3 protein-coding genes are annotated in these 2,741 nt (G+C 35.6%); all 3 read left to right on the top strand.

What is annotated here, in order from left to right:
* On the top strand, positions 1-214 hold a 214-nt coding region (locus RHOW815_RS09450; RefSeq protein WP_502757473.1), incomplete at its 5' end, for a transposase.
* Between the two features lie 58 nt (positions 215-272).
* Positions 273-980, top strand: a complete 708-nt coding sequence (locus RHOW815_RS07740) for a hypothetical protein (protein WP_215217731.1) — start codon at positions 273-275, stop codon at positions 978-980.
* Positions 968-2,602, top strand: a complete 1,635-nt coding sequence (locus tag RHOW815_RS07735) for a hypothetical protein (protein WP_215217730.1) — start codon at positions 968-970, stop codon at positions 2,600-2,602. Before RHOW815_RS07740 ends, RHOW815_RS07735 begins: the two co-directional genes overlap by 13 nt.
* Positions 2,603-2,741 lie beyond the last annotated feature (139 nt).

The following is a 2,741-nucleotide window of genomic DNA, read 5'->3' as shown; positions in this document are numbered from 1 at the left end:
CCATTCTTGGGAAAGAGGCTTAAATGAGCATACAAACGGACTAGTTAGGCAATATTTTCCTAAAACACAAAGCTTTTTAGATACGACTTCCAAGGATATAGAAAGGGTGGAAACTTTACTAAATAACAGACCTAGAAAGGCTCTCAACTTCGAAACTCCACTAGAAGTGTTTACGAGATTATCTACAAACATGCTATGCTCGGGTGCACAATAGATGTTTTTTCAAGTATTTATATGTTCTTTTTTGTGCACTTCAAGGTTGAAAGGGCCCATTGAAAAATAAGAGAAAAACTCCTAAAAGAAAACACGCAAGAGTAACTACAGGCTTATTTGATTCTAAAAAAGAGTACCAAGAGTTGCTATCAACTTGTAGAGAAAAGTATCCAGACCAGACTGACCTTAATATATTTTTGTTTGCAAGAGAATGTATAATGCACCAGGAAACTGAAATAAAACTCAATCGGAAGGAGTGCCAAGCAATTGTAGGAGGATTAAAAATCACCGACTTTAAAAAGATTCCCTATATATTAAAGGATGATTTTCAAGATAGAATTTGTGGTATTTCTAAAAAGCCGATTTATAAAGTAGTTGCTATACGAGAATCAGCTGATAGTGACCCGATTTATTATGAATGGTCTAATTTAGTTAGAGCTGTTGAAAATGAAAAGGTTCCAGAAAACTGGCCTAAAACCGTGCTGTTTGGCCCTGAAGAAGTTGTAGTAGATCATTTAGCAACAAAAAATATACAAAACAGACTAAAAAAAGCTGCCTTAAAGTCTAACATTACACGAAGAGCACGGGCAGTTCTTAAGCAACTTGATAAACAAAAAGGGTTCTTAGAAGCAATGAAAGAGCTTAGTCTAGCAGATATAGTTGGGTGCAAGATAGATAAAGAATGTATATCATCAATCGATGATAGATTACTGAGCAATGCCAAATTAGACATAGAGAAATTAAGGGGGGAGGAATGTCTTCAATAATTCTTACTTCAGCCGTTTGGTATATCCTTCCCAAAGGAATAAAATACTTAACGACAGATTGCGAAACTCCTTCCCAATCAAAAATGAGGTACATTCGAACAAAATTATTGGGTTGCAAACATGCTTTGGAAAATCTTGCTCATACAAATGCACTTACAAAATTTTTCTATAAGGTCTTAGAAATTCCTTATGCTCGTATGTGGATTGCTGTATTGACTGCTCCCGTTGTTAAACAAGTCCTGCCTTTTAAGTCCCCTACGGATAGGTTGTTACAAATAGCTATCTGTTATTCTCTATTTAGTTCTAAGTATTTTTTGCAAAGCTTTATGAAAAGTTCGCAAGGAATAGAATGCATTGCTAGTCTTTGGGTCTTGAAAATACTACATACCGGTGTAGGTTTGGACTTTATAAAGAGTCTTTTATCTGAAAATCTTTGGAAAACATACCCTTTTAAACAGATGAGGACAGTCTTAGAACTTCGATTACACCCTTCTGATGCCTATGATTTTTTAAGAGCAAAAGATAAAGAGGGTTTATTAAACGTCTTAGAAAGGATAAAGCATTATAAATCCGATAGAGAAGTTAAGCAGTTGCTAACTATCGTAAAAAGCAGACATCCGGAGAGATTTGGTATTTTAGAAGAAGATCCTCTAGCGCATCTGCCCCAAAAAACTCGAGAAATATTATTCAGTCTATCTAATTTTGGAAGCAATCGTAGTATTTTGGATGAAGCAAGGGGGAATAGAATTTTCTTACAAGAGTTGTTTAGAGGTTTTTCTAGCTTATGGGAATATGTATCAGACATACCCAGCTACGTATTCCCATCTCTAATGGAGAGTCAGTATGAGCGTTTACTTCCCGAACTCCCTGATTATCCTGAAGACATACACGATACCGATCCGATTCTCAGTAGGATCCAGTGCTCTCTTTTACTCAGACCGATTCGATCTGCTGTTGTAGATCCCACGAATCAGCAAACCATTTATGATTTAGGTGCTTTAAAAGCGTATCTTAAACATGATAGCGTTTCTCCTATTACAAGAAAAGAGATCCCCGTAGATTTTGATCCAAAATCAGATAGAGGGAGTAAATATGATACGATACTTAGATATCGAAAGGCTTGTTTGCGACTAGAAAAGTTAAAAGATCCTAAAGAGTTTATGGCTAACCTTAAGCAGGTGTTTACGGAGATTTCTCAGCTAAACAGCCCAAGCCATGTTAAACAAGCCTCAAAAGAGGTTCGTGACTTTTTTCAAGAAGGATTTTTAAATACGTATGATACTAGAGGTCTTGAATATAATGATTGGACGAGAGATTTTGCTCGTAGAACGGGTGTTACTGATCAGGCACAATATTTCTATTGGGAATGTAAATTGAGGCATAATTATGATCTGAATATGCGTGATGCATTTACTAATTTTGGAGTGAAAAAGTGGATAAGACTTCCTGATGAAATACTTGGACCTGAAGATTTTGATGCATTGGGGAACAGAAAGCCGGTTGAGTCTTTTGCGCCTACGATTGAAAATTTTGACCAATACCGTTTTATCAAGGAAGAAGTTAAAAGAGAAATACAAAAAATTCAAACAGAGAAAGAAGAATTAATCCAAGCTTTTTCGTAGATTGTTTAAAAAAGGGATATTTTATGTTACTAAATCAATGTATCTATAGTGGTTCCGATTCAATCGTATAGAAAAATATTTTGTTTTGTGTTAAGCTATTGAGCATGAAAAAACTGACCCCTAGCCAGAGAGCTGACTT

Origin of the sequence: Candidatus Rhabdochlamydia sp. W815, from assembly GCF_018642185.1 — a bacterium.
Classification (GTDB): Bacteria; Chlamydiota; Chlamydiia; order Chlamydiales; family Rhabdochlamydiaceae; genus Rhabdochlamydia; species Rhabdochlamydia oedothoracis.
Note: the sequence above shows the minus strand (reverse complement) of the source record. Positions and strands in the feature narration are given on the sequence as shown.